Annotated in this window: 14 protein-coding genes; 9 read left to right on the top strand and 5 right to left on the bottom strand. The window is 73.4% G+C overall.

The genetic code is table 11. The features are described from left to right. The first annotated feature begins 57 nt into the window (after positions 1-57). Together ACFTWP_RS34570 and ACFTWP_RS34565 are read left to right on the top strand one after the other, a co-directional pair. Positions 58-1,890, top strand: coding sequence for an allantoin permease (locus ACFTWP_RS34570; protein ID WP_380268976.1), 1,833 nt, complete (start codon positions 58-60; stop codon positions 1,888-1,890). 219 nt (positions 1,891-2,109) lie between these two features. Further along, a complete protein-coding gene (locus ACFTWP_RS34565; RefSeq protein ID WP_380268975.1) occupies positions 2,110-2,904 on the top strand; it encodes a metal-dependent hydrolase in 795 nt (264 codons plus the stop codon). 60 nt (positions 2,905-2,964) lie between these two features. Here the strand turns inward: ACFTWP_RS34565 and ACFTWP_RS34560 are convergent, their stop codons facing one another. From ACFTWP_RS34560 to ACFTWP_RS34545, 4 genes are all read right to left on the bottom strand, one after another. Continuing rightward, a complete protein-coding gene (locus ACFTWP_RS34560; protein ID WP_380268974.1) occupies positions 2,965-4,047 on the bottom strand; it encodes a DUF3048 domain-containing protein in 1,083 nt (360 codons plus the stop codon). Between the two features lie 242 nt (positions 4,048-4,289). After that, complete coding sequence (locus tag ACFTWP_RS34555; RefSeq protein ID WP_380268973.1) at positions 4,290-4,835, bottom strand: ATP-binding protein; 546 nt, start codon at positions 4,833-4,835, stop codon at positions 4,290-4,292. 838 nt (positions 4,836-5,673) lie between these two features. Next, positions 5,674-7,614 carry a protein kinase gene (locus tag ACFTWP_RS34550; RefSeq protein ID WP_380268972.1) on the bottom strand — a complete coding sequence of 647 codons (1,941 nt, stop codon included), beginning with the start codon at positions 7,612-7,614 and terminating at the stop codon, positions 5,674-5,676. 605 nt (positions 7,615-8,219) lie between these two features. After that, positions 8,220-10,178, bottom strand: a complete 1,959-nt coding sequence (locus ACFTWP_RS34545) for an IPT/TIG domain-containing protein (RefSeq protein WP_380268971.1) — start codon at positions 10,176-10,178, stop codon at positions 8,220-8,222. A 487-nt stretch (positions 10,179-10,665) separates the two neighbouring features. Between ACFTWP_RS34545 and ACFTWP_RS34540 the strand changes: the two genes are divergently transcribed. Then, the gene (locus tag ACFTWP_RS34540) at positions 10,666-11,670 is read left to right on the top strand and encodes a YdcF family protein (RefSeq protein ID WP_380268970.1); all 1,005 of its coding nucleotides are present in this window, start codon (positions 10,666-10,668) and stop codon (positions 11,668-11,670) included. Between the two features lie 108 nt (positions 11,671-11,778). On the opposite strand, the gene ACFTWP_RS34535 is transcribed toward ACFTWP_RS34540, so the two are convergent. Further along, the gene (locus ACFTWP_RS34535) at positions 11,779-12,432 is read right to left on the bottom strand and encodes a DUF4360 domain-containing protein (RefSeq protein WP_380268993.1); all 654 of its coding nucleotides are present in this window, start codon (positions 12,430-12,432) and stop codon (positions 11,779-11,781) included. A gap of 313 nt (positions 12,433-12,745) precedes the next feature. Here ACFTWP_RS34535 and ACFTWP_RS34530 point away from each other — a divergent pair, with 313 nt between their 5' ends. The 6 genes from ACFTWP_RS34530 (at position 12,746) to ACFTWP_RS34505 (ending at position 22,870) form a co-directional block, all read left to right on the top strand. Then, positions 12,746-13,852: a DUF5954 family protein gene (locus ACFTWP_RS34530; RefSeq protein ID WP_380268969.1), complete on the top strand. Its 1,107-nt coding sequence runs from the start codon at positions 12,746-12,748 to the stop codon at positions 13,850-13,852. Between the two features lie 1,563 nt (positions 13,853-15,415). Beyond that, complete coding sequence (locus ACFTWP_RS34525; protein WP_380268968.1) at positions 15,416-19,246, top strand: amino acid adenylation domain-containing protein; 3,831 nt, start codon at positions 15,416-15,418, stop codon at positions 19,244-19,246. 60 nt (positions 19,247-19,306) lie between these two features. Then, positions 19,307-19,540 (top strand): tautomerase family protein, encoded by a 234-nt coding sequence (locus ACFTWP_RS34520; RefSeq protein ID WP_380268967.1) that lies wholly within the window; start codon positions 19,307-19,309, stop codon positions 19,538-19,540. A gap of 62 nt (positions 19,541-19,602) precedes the next feature. Further along, positions 19,603-20,484, top strand: coding sequence for an NAD(P)-dependent oxidoreductase (locus ACFTWP_RS34515; protein ID WP_380268966.1), 882 nt, complete (start codon positions 19,603-19,605; stop codon positions 20,482-20,484). Between the two features lie 181 nt (positions 20,485-20,665). Then, positions 20,666-21,412 (top strand): arylmalonate decarboxylase, encoded by a 747-nt coding sequence (locus tag ACFTWP_RS34510; RefSeq protein ID WP_380268965.1) that lies wholly within the window; start codon positions 20,666-20,668, stop codon positions 21,410-21,412. Positions 21,413-21,643: 231 nt separating this feature from the next. Beyond that, positions 21,644-22,870 carry an MFS transporter gene (locus ACFTWP_RS34505; protein WP_380268964.1) on the top strand — a complete coding sequence of 409 codons (1,227 nt, stop codon included), beginning with the start codon at positions 21,644-21,646 and terminating at the stop codon, positions 22,868-22,870. The last annotated feature ends 60 nt before the right edge of the window (positions 22,871-22,930 follow it).

The raw sequence follows: 22,930 nt of genomic DNA, 5'->3' as shown, positions 1-22,930 counted from the left end.
GGCCCGGTCCCGCCCCCGCCGCAGCAGCACATCCGACGGCACCCCAGGAGGCCAGGCATGCGCACCGAGCCGCGACCGACCGCCCCGACCGGCGGTCAGGAACCCACCCGGGCGGCCCCGGTCCCGAGCTCCTCACCGACCGGCGGCCGGGGCGGGAGCGACGTCCCGGCAGCAGTCTCCGACCCGGCGGTCTCCGTCCCGGCAGCCCCCGACCCGGCTGTCTCCGTCCCGACGGCAGCCCCCGACCCGGCCGCCGGCCGGGCGGCCGACGAGACCCTGGAGGACTACACCCTGCGGTTCGCGCCGCGCAGCTACCGCCGCTGGACGCCCATGGTGGTGGCCACCACCGCGCTCGGCGGCATCGCGTACATGGCCGACTTCTCCATCGGCGCGGGGATCGGGCTCGCCCACGGCACCGGGAACGCGCTGGCCGCCATCCTGCTGGCGGCCGCGGTCATCTTCGTCACCGGCTTCCCGCTCGCCTACTACGGAGCCCGCTACAACATCGACCTGGACCTGATCACCCGGGGCTCCGGCTTCGGCTACTACGGCTCGGTCCTGACCAGCGTGATCTTCGCCAGCTTCACCTTCATCTTCTTCGCCCTCGAAGGCTCGATCATGGCGCAGGGGCTGAAGCTCGGTCTCGGGCTGCCGCTGTGGCTGGGCTACCTGGTCTCCACGCTGATGGTGATCCCGCTCGTGGCCTACGGCATGAAGGCGCTCAGCAAGCTGCAGGTCTGGACGACACCGGTCTGGCTGCTGCTCATGGTCGCGCCGCTGGCCTACCTGGTCGCCCGGGATCCCGGCACGGTGGACCGCTTCCTGTCCTACGGCGGGACGTCGGGCGGCGGTGGCCTGGGCGCCGGGCCGGTGCTGCTGGGTGCCGGTGTCTGCCTGTCCCTGATCGCGCAGATCGGGGAGCAGATCGACTACCTGCGCTTCATGCCGCCCAGGACGGACGCCAACCGCCGTGCCTGGTGGACGGCCGTGGTGACGGCCGGGCCCGGCTGGGTGGTCCTGGGCGCGCTGAAGCAGGTGATCGGGGCGTTCCTGGCCGTCTACATCCTGGCCGAAGCCGGTCCCGCGGCGGCGACCGAGCCGATCCGGCAGTTCACCGGCGCCTTCGAGGTGATGATGCCGTCCTGGGCGGTCGTCCCGCTGGCCGTCGCGCTGGTGGTGATCAGCCAGATCAAGATCAACGTGACCAACGCCTACTCGGGCTCGCTGGCGTGGACCAACTCCTACACCCGGGCCACCCGGCACTACCCGGGCCGGATGGTGTTCGTCCTGGTCAACCTGGGCTTCGCGCTGGTTCTGATGGAGGCCGACATGTTCAGCTTCCTCAACAGCGTCCTGGGCTTCTACTCCAACTGCGCCATCGCCTGGATCGTCACCGTCGCCACCGACATCATGGTCAACAAGTACCTGCTGAAACTCTCCCCGCAGGCACCGGAGTTCCGCCGGGGCATGCTCTACCCGGTGAACCCGGTGGGACTCGTCTCCTTCGTCGCCGCGTCCGGACTCTCGATCGCCCTGTACTTCCACGCGCTGGGTGACACGCTCCAGCCGTACTCCCCGGTGGCGGCGGCGCTGATCGCCTTCGTCCTCACCCCGCTCACCGCCGCCGTGACCAGGGGCCGCTACTACCTGCGGCGCACCTCCGACGGGATCGACGCCCCGTACCTCGACCCGGACGGCAACCCCAGCGCGGCCACCTTCGCCTGCCACGTCTGCGGGCAGGAGTTCGAACGCCCGGACCTCGCGGCCTGCGCCGCCCACGACGCCGTGGTCTGCTCGCTCTGCCTGAGCACCGACAAGGCCGGCGAGCACGTCCTCCCGGCGACACCCGCACCCGCACCCGAACGCGCGCCCGCACCCGCCGCCCGCTGACGGTGCGTCGCCGCCCGGTCGCTGCCGGTCGGCACGTCGCGGCAGGTCGCGCCCCCGACCGCCCCCGGCCGCCCCCCGACCGCCCCTCTTCGGGACGGCGCGGCGCGGGCCGCGGGCCCGCAGGTCGGGGGCGTGTGCCGACGGTGATCACGGAGGGATAGGCTGCCGCACCGTCAGGTGCCGATCGGCCCTGCGACCTACTGAGGGGTGGAGATCGCCATGATGGGACCGGCGCATGCACTGTCGGGTGCAGCGGCCTGGCTGATGGCAGGGGCGGCCTCGGCCGCACTGGACCATCCGATGCCCTGGCCCGTGCTCGTCGCGGGGGCCCTGATCTGCGCCGGGGCGGCGCTCGCACCGGATCTCGACCACAAGGCGGCGACCATATCGCGGGCCTTCGGGCCGGTGTCGCGGACGGTGTGCGAGGTCGTCGACAAACTGTCGTACGCGGCCTACAAGTCGACCCGGATGAAGGGCGACCCGCGGCGCAACGGCGGGCACCGCACCCTGACCCACACCTGGGTCTGGGCGGTGCTCTGCGGGGCCGGCGCGGCGGCCGTCGCCGTGTACGGCGGCCGCTGGGGCGTCCTGGCGGTGCTGTTCGTCCACATGGTGCTGGCCATCGAGGGCCTGCTGTGGCGGCACGCGCGGGCGTCCAGTGACGTCCTGGTCTGGCTGCTCGGGGCGGCCAGCGCCTGGATGCTCGCCGAGACCCTCGACAAGCCCGGCAACGGCTCGGACTGGCTGTTCGCCGAGCCCGGTCGGCAGTACCTGTGGATCGGCCTGCCGATCGTGCTGGGCGCGCTGGTGCACTGCATCGGTGACGCGCTCACCGTCTCCGGTTGCCCGGTGCTGTGGCCGATCCCGATCGGGCGCAGGCGCTGGTACCCGATCGGGCCGCCCAAGGGCATGCGCTTCCGGGCCGGCAGCTGGGTGGAGATGAAGGTGCTGATGCCGGTCTTCATGGGCGTGGGCGGCGTCGCCGCCCTCGGTGCGCTCGGTTACATCGGCTGACTCCCGTCCGGACCGGACCGCACCGCCCGGGCGGCGGGCGGTGCGGCGCGGCCGCGGTGTTCAGCGAGGCTCCAGCACCACCCAGACCGGGCCCGGACGGAAGGTCATCGGCGCGCCCGCGTACGAGAACGTGGTGCCGGAGTCCGCCCGGGGGCGGGACCAGGTGCCCTGGTAGGCCCGGCCGTCGCGGAGCACGACCGCCTCGCCGTCGCCTACGGTCGGCGCGAAGGGCACGGGGTTGCCCGCGGAGTCCCGCAGCCCGAGCGGCGAGGTCCGTTCGTCCACCCGTTGGACGACGACGGTCGCTGCCCCCAGCCGTCCGCCCTCGCTCGTGCGGGCGGGTTTCCCGTCCATCGACACCAGGTACCTCTGGTCGGCGGCGGACCAGTTGAAGGTGAACGAGGCCGCGGGCATCCGGGCGGTGAAGCCGTCCGCGGGCGTCCCGCCCGCCGGCGCCGCACCGAACCGGAAGCCGATGTCGCGGGCCTGGGCCGCGTCGGGGGAGGCCCGCAGGACGTCCGAGGGCACCACGTACTCGTTGTGCGGCGCCGCTCTGGACGGGGAGCGGAAGAAGGCGCCGCCGTGCTGCAGCGGTGAGACGTTGAGAACGTCCGCTGCGCCGAGGACCGGGAGGAACCGGCTCTGCGCGCCCGAGTAGACGAAGTTCACCCGCCCGTACTGTTCGAGGAGTTCGAGATCGCTCTCGCGGGCGCTGCGGACCGGGCCGATGGTGTCGCCGGGCGGCAGGCGGTTCGAGTCGTAGACCGCCAGGAGTCGCGAGATGCCGCCCTCCACCTCGATCGCGTAGACCACGTCGGCCGAGTCCAGGCCGGTCTGCGGCCTGGCGTCCACGATGTTGTCGATCTTCACGGCGGTGATCCGGCCCGCCTCGCCGGGGAGTCCGGTGAGGGGGGACACCCCCTGCGCGCCGGATGTTCCGGGGCTCCCGGGCGTGGTGGGGGCGCCGGGTGGCGCCGCGGGTGCGGCGGGCGGTCCGGCGTCCACCGGCAGCGGCGAGCGGCCGGTGACGAGCACGAGCAGCACCGCGAGCAGGACGGCGGTCGCGCCGAGTACGACAGCGCCCAACCGGCGGGCCCGGGGGAGTGAGCGCCAGCGTGTCGCGATGCCCTGGAAGGCTCTCATCCGGGGGTTCACCTCCGTCCCCCCGTGGCCGGGACTCCGGCCGGTCGGGCCCCGGTCCGTCTGTCGGTCCGGTGGTGCGGCCAGAAGTCTGTGTACGGAGAGACGAGCTGGGCGCTCCGGGCGGTTCCACCTCTTGCCCGGCCGACGCTCTGACCGCCCGGCCGACGCCCTGACCACCCGGCCCGGCGCCGGCGACGGCGCGGTCGTGCCGGGCGGAGCATCGCGGTGGGGCCGCTGGTGATTCACCGGTTCCGGGTGCGCTGTGCGATCCCGACAGCGGGGTGGGCGGCAGCGGGGGGCTCAGGGAGCGTGGCGGCGGGCGCCTCGGGGCGGCGCTGCGGGAGGCGGGCGTGGACGGTCTTGCCGCTTCCCGGGTCCAGGGTCACCTGGACGGGGCCGCAGAGGGCCGCCACCAGGTGCAGCCCCAGGCCGCCGGTGCCGGCGCCGGGGTCGGGCAGTCGGGGCAGCGGAAGGCTGCGGCTCGGGTCGGACACCGCGATGTCCACCGCGTCCTGAAGCACGGCCAGGTCCAGCGTGCCGGGCCCGCCCGCGTGTCGTACGGCGTTGGTGACGAGTTCGCTGACCACCAGCAGCAGGTCGTCCCGGTCCTGCGGTCGGTCGGGGCGCACGCGGTCGAAGTAGGCCCGGACGGCCGCGCGCAGCCCGTGGACGCCGTCGGGGGCGGCCGTGAACGTGGCCCGCCAGTGCTCGGTGCCGGCGGTCGGGCCGGTCACCGCGTGACCGGTGGAGTGGTCCTCTCGGGGGTGGGCGATCGCCGTGGCGGGCATGGTCCTCGGCCTTCTCTCGTGTTCGTCCCCGCCCGGCCCCGCTGCGGCGGGCCGCCGGCGCCGGACCGGGTGGCGGCCCGGACCCCTCCGGGTGCTCGGACGGTGGCCGGTCCCGGGCTCTGCCGGTGGCGGAGCCCAGGACCTCCTGCTCGGTGGTGCACCGTGGCCGGCCCCTGGTGGCGGGCCCGGTCGGTGTTCGGCGTCAAGCGTGGTCGGTGGTGCGGGGTGGTTCAGTGGCACTCCCAGTAGCCCTTGTGCCACTGCTTCTCCCGGTGGCCGGGCACCCAGTGGTTGCTGGTCTCTCTTGCCCCGGGTTCGGAGCCGCCACCGCGACCGGATGGGCTGGTTTACGAGGAATCTCATATTTGGCGATGTTCGTCTGATTCATCCCCGGAGGGCGGGCCGCCGTCAGGCCTCTGGGGGCATCGTCGCCGTGTGCGTCACCGGCCCGCCGCAGGCCTGTCGTGCCACCGCGAGGAACTCCGTCGACGGCGCGGTCGGAGCACTTCGAGGCCCGCACCGTTCACCGGGGATGGTCACCGACAGTCAACTCCCTTGCGCGGCCGACCGGGTCGGCGGGCCGACCGGCGCCACGGCCGTCCCCGATCCCGCCGCCCCCGGGCCGGCCCGGCGCACCCGGGAACCCGCCGGGTCGGGTCGGCCCGGGGCCACTGCCGCCTCGCCCGGCCCCGTCGGTCGCGACCGACGGGCCGTCAGATCAGCGCTCTGCAAGGATGCTTCGCGACCTCCGGCCCGGTGCGGGCGATCGATCGTCACAAGTGCCGACGCCCGGCGCGGGGTTGGGCGGGAACGGGCGACGGGGCCGCGTCCGGCGGGGTCAGGCGCCGCGCGGCACCGTCCTGAACACCGAGCCCTTGACGTCGGCGGCCAGGTAGCCGCCGCCGTAGGCCCCGGAGAGGTAGACCGAGATGGTCGGTGTCTCCTGGAGGATGTCCGGTCCGATGATCAGGTAACGACTGGTCGGGTCGGGGACGTTGAGCGACTGCTCGGCCTTCTTGATCAGGTCCGGCAGCAGGTCCCAGTTGTAGACCTGGAGGTCGACCAGCTTGTCACGCGGTGTCAGTGCGGTCCCGGGCGTGCTGGTCGCCTTGCCGTTGCGGTAGGTGATCCGGTCGTAGACGGCGGGATCGGCCGCGGTCGGGGCCTCGGCGATCGCGTACTCGGGGTAGACGACGAGCTGCTTGATCTTGGTGCCCGACATCAGCGGACGGATGGCGTCGATGGTCGTCCGCACGCCGTCCGGGGTGAGCAGGCTCTTCTTGTCGGCGGGCGGGGCCGCGGGCTGACCGGTGGCGGGCTTGGACGCGGCGGGTTCGGCCGTGCCGCCCGACCCGGCCGGCGCCGGGGTGCTGCCCGCGACGCTCGGTGAGGTGGAGCTGCGGGGCCCGGCCACGTGCTTGTTGTCGCCGGCCGGGAGCAGCTTCCAGGAGAGGAGGCCGGTCAGGCAGACCGCGACGACGCAGATGGTCACCAGCGTGCCGCGCCGCCGCCCCGGCGCCGGGGGCTGGTGCGCCGGTCCGGTCGGGCCGTCGGGCCGGATCTCGTACGGTCCGCCGGCGTAGGGGCCGCCCGCGTACGGTCCGCCGGCGTACGGGTCGACGGCGTACGGTCCGGCGGGGTGCGCGCCGGCGGGGTGCACGCCGATGGGGTGCAGGCCGCCGGCGTACGGACGACCGGTGTTCGAGCCCGTGTCGAAGGCGGCGCCGACGGCCGGCCCGCCGTTGCCCGGCGCGGTGTCGTACGGGTGGCCGGCGAAGTCGTCCCCCGGTCGGGCGTGAGGCCGGCCGAGCGGACCGGTGAAGTACTGCGGACCTTCGGCCGGGTGGCCGGTCGGACCGGTCGGACCGGGCACCGGCGTGCCGGGAGCGACGCCGCCGAACACCGGCGTACCCGGGGCCGGGGTGGTCGGGCCCGGTGCACCGGTCTCGGCGGCGGCGAGGTACCGGTCGACGGTGTCGGCGTCCGGCCGCTGCGCCGGATTCCTGGCGAGCATGGCGGAGAGCAGCCCGCTCAGCGGTCCGCAGCGCACCGGCGGCGGCAGCGGCTCGTCCAGCACGGCGGCCAGGGTCGCGAGCGAGGTCGACCTGCGGAGCGGATGGTGGCCCTCGACGGCGACGTAGAGCAGCATGGCGAGCGACCAGAGGTCGGAGGCCGGGTTGCCCTCCTCGCCCCGGATCCGCTCGGGGGCGATGTACTCCGGCGAGCCGATCAGCGCGCCGGTCGCGGTGAGGGCGGTGGCGTCGTGCATCGCGGCGATGCCGAAGTCGGTGAGCACCGGGGTGCCGTCCGGACGGAGCAGGACGTTCGCCGGCTTGACGTCCCGGTGCAGGATGCCGGCCGCGTGCGCGGCGCGCAGTGCGGCGAGCACCCCGCGTCCCGTCCTGGCGGCCTCGGGGACGCCGAGCGGGCCGCGGGCCAGCCGGTCGGCCAGGCTGCCGCCGCTGATCAGCTCCATCACCAGCCAGGGGTGGGGGTGCTCGACGCTGTCCACGATGTGGTGGATGACCGCGACGTTCGGGTGCTGGAGGCGGGCCAGGGCCCGGGCCTCGCGCAGGACCCGCTCGCGCGTCTCGCGCGCGGCGGTGGGGTCGGCGGCCTCCATCGCCGGGTCGAGGGCCCGGACCTCCTTCAGCGCCACCTCGCGGTGCAGGGCGTTGTCGCGGGCCCGCCAGACCAGGCCCATGCCACCGCCGCCCAGGCGTTGCAGCAGTTCGAAGCGGCCGTCGATGAGCCGTGTGTCCGGCCCCCCAGAGTTCATGACGGTCATCGTAGGAGACCGGAGTGACGCCGTACGCCACGGAGTCCGCCCGGGCCGCCGCCCCGCAGGCCCGGCCCGGGCCCGCCGGTGGGTCCGCGGGCGGCTCGGGGCTGGCCTCGCGCTCTCACGCGCGTGCCTCGTCCGACGCTTGATCAAACAACGGTGAACGCTTCTGACCTGCAACGATGGAACTTGTCTGGGGTCCTGTCCGCTGGCAGGAAGTCCAGGGTGACGGGGACGGGGCGTTCGCACAGGCCGGCGCGGTGCTGCTGGTGGAGACGGTCCGCACGACCGGGCTTGATACGGCGATGTCGACGGGGATCGAGGTTCGCGGGTAGTGACGGGCAGCTTCCGACACTTCGGCCGAGCGGACCCCGCCGGGGCGGGCGGGTTCACGGCGGTGGCCCAGCAGGCCACGTGGGAACGTGCCTTGGGCAGGACGGATCGCCTCGCGTCAGGAGAGGTGGAGGGCGGTCGAGCGGGAGATCACGCAGGCCGGCGCGAGGGACGGGCGGGCGCCCGGCCAACTCCTGCACGATGAGGAGTCGGTGGCCGCACCCGGTGGTCCGGCGTGTGCGTGTGCCGGACCACCGGGCGAGGAGGGCCTACGGGCAGACGGCCAGGATGTTCGAGATGACGGTGCAGGTGGCTGTGCCGGTGTCGTTGGCCGCGGTGGTGTCGGTGGGCGCGGAGGCTGTTCGCAGGGCGCTGACCGGGACGGGTCCGAGGGACAGGAGGTTCAGCGGGACGCGGAAGGACTTCGCGACGCTGGCGCCGTTGGTGATGCCGCCGTAGGTGCAGGTCACGGTGTGCGTCGTGGTGGTGCAGCCGGAGGCCGGGTTGGTGGCGCTGGTGCCCGGTGGGAGGGTCGCGGTGATGGTGGCCGAGGTGACCGGGTCGGGGCCGCTGTTGTGGGCGGTCAGGGTGTAGGTGAGGTAGGGCACCAGGATGCCCAGGTGGGGCTGGCCGGTGAGGGTGACAGCGATGTCGGCGGTCGGCGGGACGTAGGTGAACTGGTCCGCGCCGCTGGTCGCGCTGGTCCCGCCGGGGGTGGTGACCTGGATGTCGACCGTGCCGGCCGGATGGGCCGGGGAGGTGGTGGTGCAGGTGGTGTCGGTGGTGCAGGACACAGCGGTAGCCGGGCTGCCGGGGCCGAAGGTGAGGGCGCTGGCGCCGGTCAGGCCGGTGCCGTGGACGGTGACCGGGGTGCCGCCGGCAGTGGGTCCGCTGCCGGGACTGACCGCGGTCACGGTCGGTTGCGCGACGTAGGTGTACCGGTCGGCCGCGGACGCGGGGCTGCTGCCGGCGGGAGTGGCGACGGTGACGTCCACGGTGCCGCCGGCGTGGGCCGGGACGGTGGCGGTGACGGTCAGGTCGTTGACGACGGTGACATCGGTGGCCGGGGTGCCGCCGAAGCTCACGGTGCCGGCGCCGGCCAGGCCGGTCCCGGTGATGGTGACGGTGCCGCCGCCGGCGGCCGGGCCGTGGGCGGGGGTGATCGCGGTGACCGCGAGCCGTGGGGGCGTCACGGCGACGCCGAACGGGGTGGTGCCCACCGGGACGGTGCCGGTGACGGCGCGGGTGGCCGTGTCGATCACCGAGACCGTGTTGGAGCCGGAGTTGGTGACGTAGGCGCTGCCGCCGGTCCGGTCGGCCGTGACGCCGACCGGCGCCGAGCCGACGGTGGTCGTGCCGGTGACGGTGTTGGTGGCGGTGTCGATGACCGAGATGGTGCCCGCGTTGGCGTTCGCCACGTAGACGCTGGCTCCGTCCGGGGTGATCGCGATCCCTTCCGGGCCGCCGGGGTTGGGGATGAGGGCGGTGATGGTGTTGGTGGCGGTGTCGATGACCGAGACGGTGTTGCTGTTGAAGTTGGCCGTGTAGGCGTGGGCACCGTCGGGGGTCACCGCCACAGCTGCGGGCGTCCTGGCGTTGGGGTCGGTGATGGTCGCGGTGACCGTGCTGGTGGCGGTGTCGACGACCGAGACCGAACTGCCCACGAAGTTGGCGACATAGGCGTTGACGCCGTCGGGTGCGAACGCGATGCCGAAGGGCTGGCTGCCGGTGGCGAAGGTCGCGGTGACCGTGTCGGTGGCGGTGTCGATCACGGTGATCCCGCCGACGCCCGTCGCGATGTTGTCGCCCACGTAGAGCAGGGAGCCGTCGGGGGAGACGGCCACCGGACCCGGGACCGCGCCGACGGGAACGGTCGCGGTGACCGTGTTGGTGGTGGTGTCGATGACCGAGACGTTGTTGTCCCCGTCGTTGACGACGTACACACGCGAGGCGTCGGGGGACACGGCCACCCCTTCGGGGAACCTGCCGACGGGAACGGTCGCGGTGACCGTGCCGCTCGCGATGTCGATGACCGAGACCGAATTGCCGCGCAGGTTCGTGACGTAGGCCATCCGGCCCCCGGTGCTCGCCTGGGCGGGCGCGGCGGCCAGGGCGACCAGGCCGGTCAGGACGAGGGCGGCGGAGCACGCCGCGGCGGTCAGGGGACGACGCCGGGAGCGGCTCCTCAGCCGTAGCGGCCAGGCTCTGCGAGAACGGGAAGACGTCACTGTCTCTCCTTCCGGTCCGCACCACGACGGCGGGGACCGGCAGGGCCCCGGGAAACCGGCAGCGGTGCGGTCGCACAGGACGGACTCGCCCCCTGCGGTACTCGCCGCCGGGTCGTCCCCGCCCCCGCACACCGCCGCCGCCCGGTCCGGGCCGCGGCGACAAGCGACTCGTACGCGCCCGCAAGGTCGGGCACGTCCAAGTCCTCGACATGGTCTCAACGATGCACCCCACACCGTGCCAGATGTTCGAACTTGAACGAAGCTAGCCGGTCGGCGATCCCTTTGTGACGCACGCCGATCCCTCGGCCCGGATCCACCGGGGCCGATTCCCCGCTGCCGCCCGCCCGGTCACCACCGGCCGCCGACGCATCCCCCGACCCGCCCGCCACCGGCCCCGGACGGACGTGGTCACGGCGGCTCGAGGTCACGGGCGACGCGCCGCCCGGTGCCGGCGCCGCGGGCGGGGCCCGTCCGTAGGATCCTGCGCATGCCCGCCTATCTTCTGGCCACCGTGTTCCTGCTGCTCTTCGCCCTCGGTGTGCGACGCGACCGGCGTCGATTCGGCAACGCCGTCCTGCTGGGGCTGTCGGTGCTGTTCCTGGCCGCCGGACTGCTCGGCTCGCTCGCCCGCCTGCCCGACGGGCTGGTCGACGCCGTCCTGCTGGTGATCCCGGCCGCGGCCGGACTCGGCCTGGTGGCCTCGGCGGTCTTCCTGGTGGCCAACGGCGTCACCATGGTCCGCCAGGAGGGCGGCCGGCTGGCCAATCTGCTGTCGCTGACGGCCGGGCTGGCGATCCTGGTCCTGATCGCCCTGCTGTTCGCGGCCGTGCACTTCGACTCGCGGGCGCTGCGGGCGCTGGCCGGGGGAGTCCTGCTGGTCGCGGGCTACCTGGGGTTCCTCTTCCTGTGCTTCCTGGGGTACGCCTTCCTCTACGGGCGGCTGACGGTGCGCCGGGACGTCGACTTCATCGTGGTGCTCGGCGCGGGGCTGGTCGACGGCGACCAGGTCCCGCCGCTGCTGGCCCGCCGCCTGGAGCGCGGCTACGCCCTGTACCGGGTGCAGGAGGCCCGCGGCCGGCCGCCGCGGATGATCGTCTCCGGCGGCAAGGGCAGTGACGAGCAGGTTCCCGAGGCGCAGGCGATGGCGGTCCACCTGGCGGAGCTGGGGTGTCCGCCGGAGCGGATCGAACAGGAGGACCGCTCGCGCAGCACCGAGGAGAACCTCGCGTTCAGCAGGGTGCTGATGGAACGGCACGGGCCGGACTACCGCTGTGTGGTCGTCACCAACACCTTCCACGTCTTCCGCTCGGCGGTGATCACCCGCCGCGCGGGTGTGCCCGGCCAGGTCCTGGGGGCGCACACCGCGCGGTACTACCGGCCCAGCGCGACGATCCGCGAGTTCGTCGCGGTGCTCGCGCTCTACGGGACGCTCAACGTGACGGTCTGCCTGCTGCTGGCCGTGCTCGGCGCGCTGGCCGGCTGGGCGTCCTGAGGCCGGTGGTCCGGGGTGGGGCGGGTACCGGGCGGGAAGCCTGCCCGGCGCCCGCCCCGCCGACCCCGGCCGCCGGCGCGGCCGGCGGCCGGGGCAGGGGGTGGGGGATCAGGGGCAGTAGTCCCAGGCGAGGCGGTACGTCGTCCTGATGCTGCCGTCGGTGGAGTCCATCGTCATGAAGCTGGTGGTCCGGGAGGGGTCCGAGGTGCCGGGGCTCACCCGGAGCTCGGTGTTGATGTTGAAGTTGCGGGTCTCGCCGCAGGGCGCCCAGACCAGCGCGGCGACCGGCACGCTGTCGGTGGCCTGCCAGCCGTCGTCGAGCGGCCCGGTGAAGCGGTGGCTCTGGGACGCCGTCTGGGGCGAGCCCTGGAAGTAGTAGTTCGCCTTCTGGATGCCGACGGCGCCCTTCTCCAGGTGGGCGAAGCCGCGGTAGTCGGCGGAGGCGATGGCGTAGGTGAAGCCCTGCGGGACGTGCACCCGCAGGTTGAGCTGGCAGTTCTTGCGGAAGTCGGTCGGCTTGGAGCCGAGGCCCACCTGGGCGACGTAGTTGCTGTACGTCACGGTGAAGGCGGTGCTGTCCGGGGAGACCGCGACGGCGGCCGTCCCCGCCGGACAGCCGGAGCCGTTGACGGTCGCCACGTCGATGACGATCTTGTCCGGCGGGGGCGGGGTGGGCCAGCCGCTGCCGGCTCCGCCGCCGAGGCCGGTGAGCGAGGTGCCGAGCAGGGCGGTCGCGCCGCTGACGGCGAGCATCCTTGCGATCATGGGTTTCCTTCCGATCGTCCAGGAATCCCGGGCCGCGTGGTCGAGGAGCGGGCCTCGGGACTTGGCGTGTACATGGCAACACATCGCGACCGTCCGCGTACAGGGTGCGTTCGCGGCCCGTTCGGCCGCGGCCGGCGCACCGGGCGCACCGGGTGCACCGGGCAGACCTGACGCCCCTGACGCAGTGGGCGCACCGGGCGCACCGGGCGCACCCGCGCGCGGTCCGGCGGTCGGCGCGGACCGGCCGGTGCGCGCCGGGAGTTCCCGGGTTCGGCTGCGGAGGGTGACCGGTCGGGAGCAGGGTGCACGCATGACTGAGTACGGCGACGGCGTTCCCGGCTACCGGACGATCAGGGTGGGAGTCCCGCAGGCCCCGGTCGCGGACCTGGCCGACCTCGCGGCCTGGCAGGCGCGGGATCCCTACCCCGACCTCCTGTCGGCCGGCCACCCGGTCTTCGGGCTGGCCCGGGAGCGCGAGGAGGGCGGCTGGGAGCTGCATCCGTACTTCGGCGCCCCGATGCCGCAGGGGGCCCGCGAGAGCATGGCGATGGAGTTCCGCCGGCTGGCCGCGGAGGCCGGGCGGGCCGGCGACCGGGCGGGGCGCGCGGAGTGCCTGCGGGCGGCGGAGCGCCTGGACGGCGAGAAGATCGACGAGACGACCGTCCTCGGGGCCCGCTACCGGGTGGTGCGGGCCGAGCGGTTCATCCGCAGCGGTCCGGACGGGCCGGAGCCGCCGCGCTCCACCGACCCGGATCCCGCACCGGCGGGCCGGGCGGACCGGGCGCACGACCCGGCCGCGGGGTTCGTGATCGACCCCACCGTGCCGACGGGCGTGTCCGAGGCGATCCTCAAGGCCGAACTGCTGGCCCTGGTCCGGGCCGCGGGCACGGCGCCGCCGCCCGTCCTGCGGGACTCGCGGCTGGCCGCCCGCACCCACCCCGGCGGCGTGCTGCTGCCCGCCGCCTTCATGGTCGCCGAGTGCGTCGGCGGGCGCTGGGCCCCGGAGTCGAGCCTGGACGCGACCACCCCGCAGGGCGCCCGGGACGGGCTGGCGCTGGCCCTGCGCGTGCTGGACCCGGTCCGGCGCGGGCTCTCCGCGGCCGAGCGCGGCCAGTACGCGCGCGCCGCCGACCGGCTCGACCGGGAGCGCGGCTGCGACCTTCGGGTGGCGGACCGGCTGCTGCGGGTGGTCCGGACCGAGCGGCTGGTGCGGATCGGCCCCGACGGCCCCGAGGGCCCCCGCTCCAGCGACTTCGACCCCGACCTGCCGGTGCTGGAGCTCGACCGTCGACTCCGGGCGCGGGGCGGCGATCCGGACGCGGAGTCGCCGGAACCGCCGGACGAGGCGACCAGGGAACTGGCCCGGCTCTTCCGGCGGGAGGAACGCCGCCGGCGCGAACAGCCGGGCCGGCGCTGACCACCCCGCCCCCCTCGACGGCGCTCCCCGGTCCGTTGCCGCCCGCGCCCCGGGTGTCGCGGTTCTCCCGGGCCGCGTCGGTTCGGAGCGGGCTCCGCCGGGCGCCGCTGCGCCCGGCCGGGCATCCGGCCATCGTATTCGCGTTCGCGTTCACGTTCGCTGTTTCGGCCGGGCCGGGGAATGATTTCATCAATGGCAATGCTGCGTTCATGATGGTGAATGCGGCGTACACAAAAGGGGTCATCCGAGGTGGTGTCGGGTGAGGGTTCGTGAGGAAACCTCGGTCGCCGACAGTTTCCGGTTCCCGCTCTTCCCCGCGCTCGATCGGCTTCCCGTCGGGATGAATCACTGGTCCGCGGGTGGTGTGCTGCAGGTCCGGACTCGGACGACCGATTAGCCGATGATCCACCGCCGTCGTCGCGCCGCCGGTGTGACGCGATTTCATCGGGCGGGCGGGTCCTGGTCGTCTCATCCACCACATGAATCACTCCCGCACCACGGTGGCGATCGGTCGACGGCCCGGGCCCGCCCCGCCGAAGGCCGGGAATTTCCGTGAAAGGCCAGGTCACACGCGATATTCGCAGCCGGGGAGGCCCGCTGCGAACAGATCTGGAACAGAGTGATCCGGATATGGTCGTACGGTAATGACGGACCGTGCGTGGTACGTGGTGCGTGTACGGGGCGAGCGGGATGATCCGGCCGGGCCGTCGTACCTGATCTGAGCTGCTGGAACGGCGATACGGCCGAGCGCTGCTGCGCCGCCGCGGGGGAGAAGGAAGGTTTCACCGGCCCTGATCCGCGGACGGCCGGACGATATCCAGACGAAACCTTTGCCCTTGCCTTACTTCCTGTGCTCAGTTTACGATCGGCGCATGTTGTTTGAAGGGCGTATGCCTTCTTCGGGCGACGCCGACGATCCAGCAGGGGGTCACGGCAGGCCCGCCCCTATTGTTTCTGTCGAACTTCTCGGATTTATGTCACGCCATGAAATAGCGGACCCGCGACGGCGTGCCGGAGCACCCGGATGCGGGGCGACGGCAGATCCCCCCGGAACCGACCGCGGTGTGCGCGGTCGCCGGAAGGGTCCGGCCCGGCGTCGTTCGGGCCGGTCGCCCGACCGTGGGTGTCGCCGCTGACGGCACCGCGGTTCCGGGGTCGGAACAGGCCCGCACCGGACGGCTCGTCCGGTGCGCTGCCGGCTGCCCGCTGTTCGCTGTCCGCCACCCGCCGGGCCGTGCGGACCGGCCCGGGCCACGGTCGCCGTGCGGGGCCGACCGGCGGAGCGGTCGCTCCGGCCTCGTCGCACCGCCGTGCCGGCTCCGGGCGCCCTGGCGCGACCGGAACGCCCGCGCGCGGCAGGCCCGGTGGAGTTCGGCGCCCTGCCCCGGCCCTCGGCCCGCGTGCCCGGTGCCGGGTGGCGTGCGTCCGGGGCCGCCGCTCAGGTGCCGGAGGCGGGCCTCGGGCGGCCGGTCGCAGGGCGCCGCGGTGGGTCCAGGGGCGGGGGAGGAACGGGGCAGGCCCGGTCACGCAAGCGTCAGATGTTCTTACTACGTGGGGGACCACATGGAGACCGCACAGTTCATCGCGCCGGTGCACGACACTCGCTTAGGGCTCGGCGCCTGCCTGCCAGGACTGCTGGAACAGCAGGCGGAACTCCGCCCCGAGGCCACCGCGGTGGCCGGTGGGGACCGCCGGCTCAGCTACCGGGAGCTCGCCCGGGAGAGCCGCCGACTCGCCGCCCACCTCAGGGACTCGGGCGTCGCCGCCGAGGACTGCGTGGGCCTGTACGTCGAACCCTCCGCGGACCTGATGACCGGCGCCTGGGGCATCCTCTACGCCGGGGCCGCCTACCTGCCGCTGTCGCCCGAGTACCCCGCCGACCGGCTGCGCTTCATGATCGAGGACAGCCGGACCCGCGTCATCGTCACCCAGGAGCACCTGCGCGCGCGGCTCGCCGAACTGGCCCCGGCCGGCGTCCGGGTGGTCACCGCGGCCGACGTCCGGAGCGTCGACGGCCCCGTGCCGGTGGGCATCCGGCCGGACTCGCTGGCGTACGTCATCTACACCTCGGGCAGCACCGGCCGGCCGAAGGGCGTGATGATAGAGCAGCGCAGCATCGTGTCCCAGATGCGCTGGATGGACGCCTGCGGCCACCTCGGTCCCGAGGTGACGGTCCTGCAGAAGACGCCGATGAGCTTCGACGCGGCGCAGTGGGAGATCCTCGCCCCGGCCGCCGGTGCCACCGTGGTGACGGGCACCCCCGGCCTCTACCGGGATCCGGAGGCCCTGGTCGACATCATCGACGAGCACGCCGTCACCACCCTCCAGTGCGTGCCCACCCTGCTCCAGGCGCTGCTGGACACCGAGCGGCTCGGCGACTGCACCACCCTGCGAAGGGTGTTCTCCGGCGGTGAGGCGCTCTCGCAGCGGCTCGCCCGGTCCTTCGCCGACGAGCTGCCCCGGGCCTCGCTGGTCAACCTGTACGGCCCCACCGAGACCACCATCAACGCCACCGCGTGGCTGGTGGATCCGGACGCGATCGGCGACGGCGCGGGCTCGATCCCGATCGGCGTACCGGTGGACAACACCCAGTGCTTCATCCTCGACGAGGACCGGGCGCCGGTGGACATCGGCACGACCGGTGAGCTGTACATCGGCGGCGTCCAGTTGGCCCGCGGCTACCTGCACCGGCCGGACCTGACCCGGGAGCGGTTCGTCCCCTCCCCGTTCGTACCGACCGAACGGCTCTACCGCACGGGGGACCTGGCCTACTGGAACGCGGACGGCACGATCCAGTACTCCGGCCGGGCGGACAACCAGATCAAGCTGCGCGGCTACCGGGTCGAGCTGGACGAGATCGCCCTGGCGATCGAGGAGCACGACTGGGTCAGGCGGGCGGCGGCCGTGGTCACCGACGACCCGCGGACGGGGTTCCAGAACCTGGTCGCCTGCATCGAGCTGAATCCCAAGGAAGCGGCCCTGATGGACCAGGGCAACCACGGCGGCCACCACCAGTCCAAGGCGAGCAAGCTCCAGGTCCGGGCGCAGCTCGCGGGCGCCGGGCTCCGCAGCGGCGACCAGCTCGCCGGCCGGCCCGCCCTGGAGCTGCCGGGCCGCAAGGAGTCCGAGCGGCAGCGGCGGGAGACCTTCGCCCGCAAGACCTACCGCTTCTACGAGGGCCGCCCGGTCACCAGGGCCGACCTGCTGGCGCTGCTCGCCGAGCGCCCCGCCGCGACCCGCTCGCGCGCCCTCGACGACCTGCACTTCGACGAACTCGGCACGCTCCTCAGATGGTTCGGCCAGTTCCGCAGCGACCAGCGACTGCTGCCGAAGTACGCCTACGCCTCCCCGGGCGCGCTCTCCGCGACCCAGCTCTACCTGGAGACCGGCGGTCTGGACGGCGTGCCGGCGGGCGTGTACTACTACCACCCCGCCGACCACCGACTGGTCCGGGTCGGCCCGGCCGAGGAGCGCGGCGGCCCGTACCTGCTGGCGCACTTCGCCGGCCGCCGCAGCGCCATCGAGCCGGTCTACCGGAACAACATCCTGGAGGTGCTGGAGTTCGAGACCGGCCACATGGTGGGCGTCTTCGAGGAGATGCTCCCCGAGTACGGCCTCGGCATCCGGCCGCTGGAGCACCGCGAGTCCGTCAAGGGCCGGCTGGACGTCGCGGACGAGGACCACTACCTGGGCACCTTCGAGATCCACCCCGCCGACGGGACCCGGCCGCACGATCCGGCCGAGATCTACCTCCAGGCGCACCCGGGCCGGGTCGAGGGCCTGCCCGCGGGCCAGTACCGCTACCGGGACGGCGCGTTGGAGCACCTCTCGGACGAGCTGGTGCTGCGCCGGCACGTGATCGCGATCAACCAGCAGGTCTACCAGCGGGCGTCCTTCGGCATCACCGCGGTGAGCCGGGCCCGGGAGCCGTGGCTGGAGTACGTCAGCCTGGGCACCAGGCTGCACCACCTGCAGCGCAACGGCCTCGGGCTGGGGCTGATGTCCTCCGGCTACAGCTCCAGGAGCGGGCACCCGCTGCCGGCCGCGCGGCGGATGGACGAGATCCTGGCCGGGCACGGGATCGCCCGCGGCGCCTCGTACTTCTTCGTCGGCGGCGGGGTCAGCGAGGAGCAGGTCCGCAGCGAGGGGATGTACGAGGACTCGGTCCACATGAAGGGCCCGGCGGAGATCGTCAGGGACGAACTGGCCGCGCTGCTACCGGACTACATGATCCCCAACCGGGTCCTGGTGCTGGACGAGCTGCCGCTGACGGCGAACGGGAAGGTGGACGCCAAGGCGCTGGCCGCCTCGCCGCAGGTGCTCGCCGCCGGCACCGGCAGCGAGTACGTGGCGCCCTCGACACCGGTCGAGCACTGGCTGGCCGAGGCCTGGGGGCGGGCGCTGAAGTACGAGAACGTCTCCGTGGCGGACGAGTTCTTCGCCTCCGGCGGGAACTCCCTGATCGCGGTGGCGCTGATCAACCGGATCAACCGGCACTACGGGACGGCGCTGCCGCTGCAGGTGGTGTTCGAGGCGCCGCGACTGGCCGACCTGGCCGCCCGGATCGAGGGCGGCGGCGCCGGCCCGTCCTCCCGGCTGGTGCCGCTGCACACCGAGGGCGCCGGCAGCCCGGTGTTCTGCTGGCCGGGCCTCGGCGGCTACCCGATGAACCTGCGCCTGCTGGCCAGGGAGGTCGGGGTCGGCCGGCCCTTCTACGGGATCCAGGCGCACGGCGTGAACGCCGGTGAGGTGCCCCACCCGACGATCAGGGAGATGGCCGCCGCGGACGTCGCGGAGATCCGCCGGGAGCAGCCCGAGGGGCCCTACACCCTGTGGGGCTACTCCTTCGGCGCCCGGGTCGCGTTCGAGTCGGCCTGGCAGCTGGAGCAGGCCGGTGAGCGGGTGGAGAACCTCTTCCTGATCTGCCCCGGGAACCCGAAGGTCCGCACGGCGGCGGGCGAGCGCCACGGCCGCGAGGCCTCGTACCGCAACCCGGCGTACCTGACCATCCTGTTCTCCGTCTTCGCCGGCACCATCAGCGGGCCCGAGCTGGAGCACTGCCTGGCTGCGGCCTCCGACGAGGACGGCTTCGTCGCGGTCGTCCACGAGCTCTTCCCGGCCCTGGACGAGGAGTTGATCCGCAGGATCACCCGGATCGTCGGCGGGACGTACGAGTTCGACTACAGCTTCCGCGAACTCGCCGAGCGGCGGCTGACCGCGCCGGTCACCATATTCAAGGCCGAGGGGGACGACTACTCGTTCGTCGAGGGCAGTTCGGGCTACTCGGCCGCGCCCCCGACGACGGTCGACCTGGCCGGCGACCACTACGGCGTGCTGAAGCCGCACGGAGTGGGCGAACTGGCGGCGGCCCTGCGGGCCCGACTCGGCCTCTGAACCCCCGCCGGCACCCGCCGGCGGATCCCCGGCACCACCCGCCCCTACCGAAGGAGAGCCATGCCCCACGTCAGCATCAAGTACCACTCGCGGGAGTTCACCGACGAGCAGAAGGAGGCGCTGGCCGACGCCGTCAGCGCGGTCGTCGAGCGGCACTTCTCCACCTACGAGGGCGCGGTCTCGATCGCCCTGGAGCCGTACCCCGCGGCGGACTGGCACGAGGCCGTGTACCTCCCCGAGATCACCGGACGCGATCACCTGCTGATCAAGGCGCCGGACTACCGCACCACCTGAGGGCGCGTCCGGGAGACCGGACGGCCCGGCGACACCGTACAGCCCCCAAGAGGAGAACTCGCATGACAGAGACGACCGGTACGCAGACCCGCACGAGGAAGGTCGCGGTGCTCGGCACCGGCATCATCGGTGCGCCGGTGGCACGCAACCTGCGGAAGAACTTCGCGGTGAGCGTCTGGAACAGGACGCACGCCAAGGCGGAGGCCCTCGCCGCGTCCGGTGGGATCGAGGTGGCCGACACGCCCGCGGCGGCGGTCGCGGGCGCCGACGTCATCGTCACTGTCCTCAAGGACGGTCCGGCGGTGCTGGAGGCGGTCGAGGCCGCGGCCCCCGCGCTCGCGAAGGGCGCGGTCTGGGTCCAGCTGAGCACCGTCGGGGTCGAGGCGATCGGCGAGCTCGCCGGCTTCGCCGAGCGGCACGGCCTGGTGTTCTACGACGCACCCGTCCAGGGCACCAGGCAGCCGGCGGAGAACGGCCAACTGGTGATCATCGCCTCCGGGCCGACGGACCGCCGCGAGGACGCCCGCCAGGTGTTCGACGCGATCGGGAGCCGGACGGTCTGGATCGGCGAGGAGAGCGGCGCCGCCAGCCGCCTCAAGCTCGCGCTCAACAGCCTGGTCTTCGCCCTCACGCACGGCACGGCCGAGAGCCTGGCCATCGCCCGCGGGCTGGGCATCGACCCGGCACTGGTGGTCGACGTGGTGACCGGCGGTCCGCTGGACAGCAAGTACTTCCAGCTCAAGGCGGCCGCCATCCTCGCGGGTGACTACTCCACCAGTTTCTCCGTCAGCAACTCGGTGAAGGACGCCCGGTTGGTGGTGGACGCCGCCGAGGAGGCCGGCGTGAAGGTCGACGGCACCGCCGCCGGCCTGCGCCGGTTCCAGCGGGCCCTGGACGAGGGCCACGGCGACAAGGACATGGCCGCCTCCTACCTGGCCGGCTGACGTCCGGTGGCCCACCGCCGGGAGACCGGCGGTGGGCCGCCCACCCCGAACCCCCCGCCCACCCCGACCCTCCTGGCCCCGGACGCCCGGCCCGCCGCGCCCGCCCGGGCCACCCCCCGGAACGTGCCCGCCAGTCCCTGTCCGGCCCTCCCGGGCCGCCCAACACCCTACGGAGCTCCCCATGACCGACTCACTCGGGCCGCGCCTCAAGGTCGGCGTCGTCCTGCCCTCGACCAACACCTCGGCCCAGCCCGAGATGGAGGCCCTGCGGCCCTTCGAGGTGACGAACCACACGAGCCGGATGCTGATAGGCGACGACTCGATGGAGGACGAGCCGGGCTTCGACCACGTGATGCACAGCATCAGGAGGTCGACCCATCCGGCGATCACCAGCCTGATCACCTGCAACCCCGACTGCGTCATCATCGGGGTCTCCCCCGAGAGCTACTGGGAGGGCGCCGAGGCCCACGCCCGCGTCCTGGACTCGATGAAGTCGGTCGCCGGCGGCTTACCGGTCACCATGAGCCCCGACGCGATCCGCGCCGCGCTGGACTCCTACGGCGCCCGCCGGATCGCGGTCATCACCCCCTACCTCCCGGTCGGCGACGACTCGGTGAGCCGCTTCTTCACCGACTCCGGCTACGAGGTGGTGCGGATCCGCGGGCTCGGCAGCCAGAGCCCGGCGAAGATCTCGCACGTCTCCGAGGCCCGGCTGCGCGAGGCGGTGAAGGGCATCGACGGGACGGACATCGAGGCGATCGTCCAGGTCGGGACGAACGTGGCCATGATGCGTGTGGCGGCGGTCGCCGAGGCCTGGACCGACAAGCCGGTCATCTCGAACAACGCGGTGCTCTACTGGCACGCCCTGCGCCAGAACGGCATCACGGACCGCGTGCACGGCTACGGCTCGCTGCTCGCCGAGCACTGAGGCGCCCCCGGCACCCGCGGTACCCCGCACTCCCCGCAGCACCCCGTACTCCCCGCAACACCGCAGCACCGCATGGCCGAAGCACCGCACCGCACCGCACAGCACCGCAGCACCGACCTGTACCCGCAGCACCGACCCGCGTCCCGGCCCCGGCGTGGCCGGGACGCCGCGCGACCACGTCCAGAGCCGCGCCGACGGCGGGAACGGCTCGCACCGAACTGGAGAACTCTCGTGAGCAGTACCGGAAGTACCGAAGCAGTCGCGCTGAGCCCGGACCGGCCCCCGGCCGAGGACAGGCTCCCGGTCTGGGGACTGCTGGCGTTCACCACCGCCGGCTTCCTGGCCATCATGACGGAGACGATGCCCGCCGGCCTGCTGCCGCAGATCGGCCGCGGGCTGGACGTGTCGGAGGGTTTCGCCGGCCAGCTCGTCACCCTTTACGCCATCGGTTCGGTGGTGGCCGCGATCCCCGTGGTCGCGGCCACCCGCAGCGTGCGGCGCCGCCCGCTGCTCCTCTTCGCCGTCGGTGGCCTGTGCGTGTTCAACACCGTGACCGCCCTGTCGACCGACTACGCGCTCACCCTGACTGCGCGGTTCGTCGCCGGGATGGCGTCGGGCGTGATCTGGGGTCTGCTGGCGGGCTACGCCCGGCGACTGGTGCCGGCGCACCTGCAGGGCAGGGCGCTCGCCGTGGTCGGGGTCGGTCAGCCGATCGCGCTCACCTTCGGCGTGCCGCTGGGCACCTGGCTGGGCTCGCTGACGGACTGGCGCGGGGTCTTCTGGATCATGTCCGGAGTCGCCCTCGCCCTGCTGTTCTGGGTACGGGCGCTGGTGCCGGACTTCCCCGGACAGGCCGCCGAGAGCCGGCAGCCGATCGGTCGGATCTTCCTCGCCCCCGGCATCCGTTCGGTGCTGGCGGTGATCTTCCTCTGGATCCTGGCGCACAACATCCTCTACACCTACATCGCGCCCTTCCTGGCCGACGCCGGGCTGGACGGTCGGGTCGACGTGGTGCTGCTGGTCTTCGGCGCCTGCGCCATCGCGGGCATCTGGGCGACCGGCCTGCTGGTGGACCGCCGGCTGCGGGCCCTCACCCTGGCGAGCCTGGCGGGCTTCGCGGTCGCCGCGCTGGTGCTCGGGATCGGCCACTCCTCGCCCGTGGCGGTGATCGCCGGCGTGGTCGCCTGGGGGTTCACCTTCGGAGGGGCGCCGACGCTGCTGCAGACGGCGATCGCCGACACCGCGGGGGACGGCGCCGACGTCGCCCAGTCGATGCTGGTCACCGTCTTCAACCTCGCCGTCGCCGGTGGCGGCCTGGTCGGCGGTCTCCTGCTGGAGTCCTCCGGGGCGGCCTCGTTCCCTTGGATCCTGCTGGTGCTGGCCCTGCTCGCGCTCGCGGTGGTCCGCAACGCCCGGGCCCACGGGTTCAAGCCGGGCCCCCGGGTGACGGGGGAGTAGCCGCCCTTCCTTCCTCCCTCCCCGGCGCGTCAGGAGCGGGGCAGGGCCCGTCCCGGCCGG

The organism is Kitasatospora sp. NPDC057015 (assembly GCF_042673745.1).
GTDB lineage: Bacteria > Actinomycetota > Actinomycetes > Streptomycetales > Streptomycetaceae > Kitasatospora.
This window is presented reverse-complemented; position numbering and strand designations above follow the sequence as displayed.

Coding starts and splice junctions, on each gene's coding strand:
- ACFTWP_RS34570 (WP_380268976.1), top strand. CDS start 58: ATGCGCACCGAGCCGCGACCGACCGCCCCGACCGGCGGTCAGGAACCC.
- ACFTWP_RS34565 (WP_380268975.1), top strand. CDS start 2,110: ATGATGGGACCGGCGCATGCACTGTCGGGTGCAGCGGCCTGGCTGATG.
- ACFTWP_RS34560 (WP_380268974.1), bottom strand. CDS start 4,047: ATGAGAGCCTTCCAGGGCATCGCGACACGCTGGCGCTCACTCCCCCGG.
- ACFTWP_RS34555 (WP_380268973.1), bottom strand. CDS start 4,835: ATGCCCGCCACGGCGATCGCCCACCCCCGAGAGGACCACTCCACCGGT.
- ACFTWP_RS34550 (WP_380268972.1), bottom strand. CDS start 7,614: ATGAACTCTGGGGGGCCGGACACACGGCTCATCGACGGCCGCTTCGAA.
- ACFTWP_RS34540 (WP_380268970.1), top strand. CDS start 10,666: ATGCCCGCCTATCTTCTGGCCACCGTGTTCCTGCTGCTCTTCGCCCTC.
- ACFTWP_RS34530 (WP_380268969.1), top strand. CDS start 12,746: ATGACTGAGTACGGCGACGGCGTTCCCGGCTACCGGACGATCAGGGTG.
- ACFTWP_RS34525 (WP_380268968.1), top strand. CDS start 15,416: ATGGAGACCGCACAGTTCATCGCGCCGGTGCACGACACTCGCTTAGGG.
- ACFTWP_RS34520 (WP_380268967.1), top strand. CDS start 19,307: ATGCCCCACGTCAGCATCAAGTACCACTCGCGGGAGTTCACCGACGAG.
- ACFTWP_RS34515 (WP_380268966.1), top strand. CDS start 19,603: ATGACAGAGACGACCGGTACGCAGACCCGCACGAGGAAGGTCGCGGTG.
- ACFTWP_RS34510 (WP_380268965.1), top strand. CDS start 20,666: ATGACCGACTCACTCGGGCCGCGCCTCAAGGTCGGCGTCGTCCTGCCC.